The following is a 2,875-nucleotide window of genomic DNA, read 5'->3' as shown; positions in this document are numbered from 1 at the left end:
CCGAGGGACAGGGGCATGGCGGGAAGGCGTGGACGCGGTCGGGTGGGGGGCGGGGCAGGTTGCCCGAATTGACCGCCGGTCGGGAATGATTGTAAACTCCCTCAAAAACCGAGCGAGCGCTCGGTGTTTATTTCGAGCGAGACAACCCCACATGGCCACTGCCACCATCAGCGAGCGCGAGCTCGCCTTCCTGCTTTACGAAGTCCTGGACACCGCGGGCCTGCTGCGGCGCGAGCGCTATGCCGAGCACTCGCGCGAGGTCTTCGACGCCACGCTGGAGACGGCGCGCCAGCTGGCCGAGGATTTGCTGGCGCCGCATCTGCGCGAGGGCGACGAGAACGAGCCACAGTTCGAGAATGGCCGGGCCCGCCTCGTCGCGCCGACCCGCGCGGCGTGGCAGGCCATCGCGGATGCCGGGTTCCTCAGTGCGCACTGGGAGCAGGCCGAGGGCGGGCTGCAGCTGCCGGAGGTCGTGCTGCGCGCGGCGATGAGCGCCTTCTACGCGGCCAACGTCGGCACGGCGGCCTATGCGATGCTGACGATCGGCGCGGCCAATCTGCTGCGCACCTTCGGCAGCCCACAGCTCCGGGCCCGCTACCTCGCGCCGCTGGGCGACGGCCGCTTCGCCGGCACGATGGCATTGACCGAGCCGTCGCAGGGTTCCGCCCTGGGCGACATCAAGACCTACGCCGTGCCCCAGGCCGATGGGAGCTACCGCGTTTTCGGCCAGAAGATGTTCATCTCCGGCGGCGAGCAGGACCTCACCGAGAACATCGTGCACATGGTGCTCGCGCGCATCCAGGGCGCGCCGCCCGGCGTCAAGGGCATCTCGCTGTTCCTGGTGCCCAAGATCCTGCCCGGCGAGCACGGGGCGGCGGACACGCCGAACGACGTGGCGCTGGCCGGGCTGCTGCACAAGATGGGCTGGCGCAACACCACCTCCACCGTGCTGTCCTTCGGGGAGAAGGGCGGCGCGGTGGGCTGGCTGGTCGGCCGCGAGCACCAGGGCCTGGCCCACATGTTCCAGCTGATGAACGAGGCGCGCATCGGCGTCGGCGTCATGTCCGCCAGCATCGCCTGGCGCGGCTTCAGCGAGTCGCTGGCCTACGCGCGCGAGCGGCCGCAGGGCCGCCTGCCGTCGAACAAGGATCCGCTGTCGCCGCAGGTCAAGCTGGTCGAGCACTCCGACGTGCGCCGGATGCTGCTGGTGCAGAAGGCCTACGCCGAGGGCAGCCTGGCCCTGTGCCTGTACGCCTGCAGCCTGTTCGAGGACCAGCACACCCATCCGGAGCCGCCGGCGCGCGCAGCGGCCGGCCGGCTGCTCGACGTCCTCACGCCGGTCGTGAAGTCCTGGCCTGCGCGCTACGGCGCGGCGGCCAACGACCTGGCCATTCAGGTGCTCGGCGGCGCGGGCTACACGCGCGACTACCCGCTGGAGCAGCTGTACCGCGACCAGCGCCTGAACATGATCCACGAGGGGACCGAGGCCATCCACGGCATCGATCTGCTCGGCCGCAAGGTGCTGGCGGAGCAGGGCGCGGGGCTGCGCCTGTTCGTCGACACCGTGCGCCAGGACGCCGGGCGCGCCTCCGAGGCGGGCCTGGGCGACGAGGCGGCGGCCCTGTGCGCGGCGCTGGACCGCCTGGTGGAGGTCAGCGCGGGGCTCGCCGCGCTGCAGCGCAGCGAGCCCGACCTCGGCCTGGCCAACGCCACGCTGTACCTCGACGCGTTCGGGCGCGTGACGCTGGCCTGGATCTGGCTGCTGCAGGGGCGGGCGGCGGCGCGCGCGCTGCCGGCCGCCAGCGGGGAGGCCGCCGACCACTACCGCGGCAAGCTGCAGGCCATGCGCTACTTCTTCCAGTGGGAGCTGCCGCAGACGCACGCCCAGTGGGCGTTGCTCGCGCGTGCCGACCGCTGCGCCTACGACATGCGCGACGCGTGGTTCATCTGAAGCCGCGACGCATTCCCTTTCCATCTCCACCGCAGGACCTTATGAGCCAGGCCGTCATCGTTTCCGTCGCGCGCACCCCCATCGGGCGCGCCTACAAAGGGGCATTCAATGCCATCAAGTCGCCCACGCTGCTGGGCCATGCCATCGGGCACGCCGTCGCGCGCGCCGGCGCCGGCCCGGACGAGGTCGACGACGTCGTCGTGGGCACGGTGCTGGGCGCCGGCACGGCCGGCATGAACCTGGCGCGCAACGCCGCGCTCGCGGCCGGGCTGGGCGTGGCGGTGAGCGGCCAGACCCTGGACCGCCAGTGCGCTTCCGGGCTCATGGCGGTGGCGACGGCCGCCAAGCAGATCATCGTGGACGGCATGCGGGTCGTGGTCGCGGGCGGCCAGGAAAACATCTCCGCGGTGCAGAAGGGCTACTTCGACTGGGCCTCGGCGGAGGCGGACCCCGCCGTCCAGGCCAAGGTGCCGCACGCCTACATGCCCATGCTGCAGACGGCGGAGTTCGTCGCCAGGAAGTACGGGATCGGCCGCGAGGCGCAGGACCTGTACGCGCTGCAATCGCAGCAGCGCACGGCGGCGGCCCAGCAGGCTGGACGCTTCGACGCCGAGATCGTGCCCCTGCCGTCGCGCATGGCCGTGGTCGACAAGGAGACCCAGGCCGTCAGCCACCGCGACGTGACCCTGGCCCAGGACGAGGGCAACCGCCCGGAGACCACGCTCGAGAGCCTGGCCGCGCTCAAGCCCGTGATCGAGGGCGGCAGCGTCACGGCGGGCAATGCCAGCCAGCTCTCCGATGGCGCCGCCGCCTGCGTGCTGATGGACGATGGGGTCTCCTCGTTTTCAGTGCAATAAGTGACGGTACGAAAAGCTAGCACTGGCGCGGAGGTGGTGTTGGTAGATCGTTGATTTCATTGACTTT

The 2,875-nt window shown here is 71.0% G+C and carries 1 protein-coding gene and 1 pseudogene; both read left to right on the top strand.

Annotated elements, in window-relative coordinates; genetic code table 11:
• Positions 1–151: 151 nt before the first annotated feature.
• Positions 152–1,951, top strand: a complete 1,800-nt coding sequence (locus DBR23_RS21270) for an acyl-CoA dehydrogenase (protein ID WP_017404939.1) — start codon at positions 152–154, stop codon at positions 1,949–1,951.
• Positions 1,952–1,992: 41 nt separating this feature from the next.
• Positions 1,993–2,778: pseudogene (locus tag DBR23_RS21265) on the top strand (acetyl-CoA C-acyltransferase); the annotation flags it as partial.
• Between the last annotated feature and the right edge of the window lie 97 nt (positions 2,779–2,875).

The organism is Acidovorax sp. HMWF018, from assembly GCF_003061035.1.
GTDB classification, from domain to species: Bacteria; Pseudomonadota; Gammaproteobacteria; order Burkholderiales; family Burkholderiaceae_C; genus Acidovorax; species Acidovorax delafieldii.
This window is presented reverse-complemented; position numbering and strand designations above follow the sequence as displayed.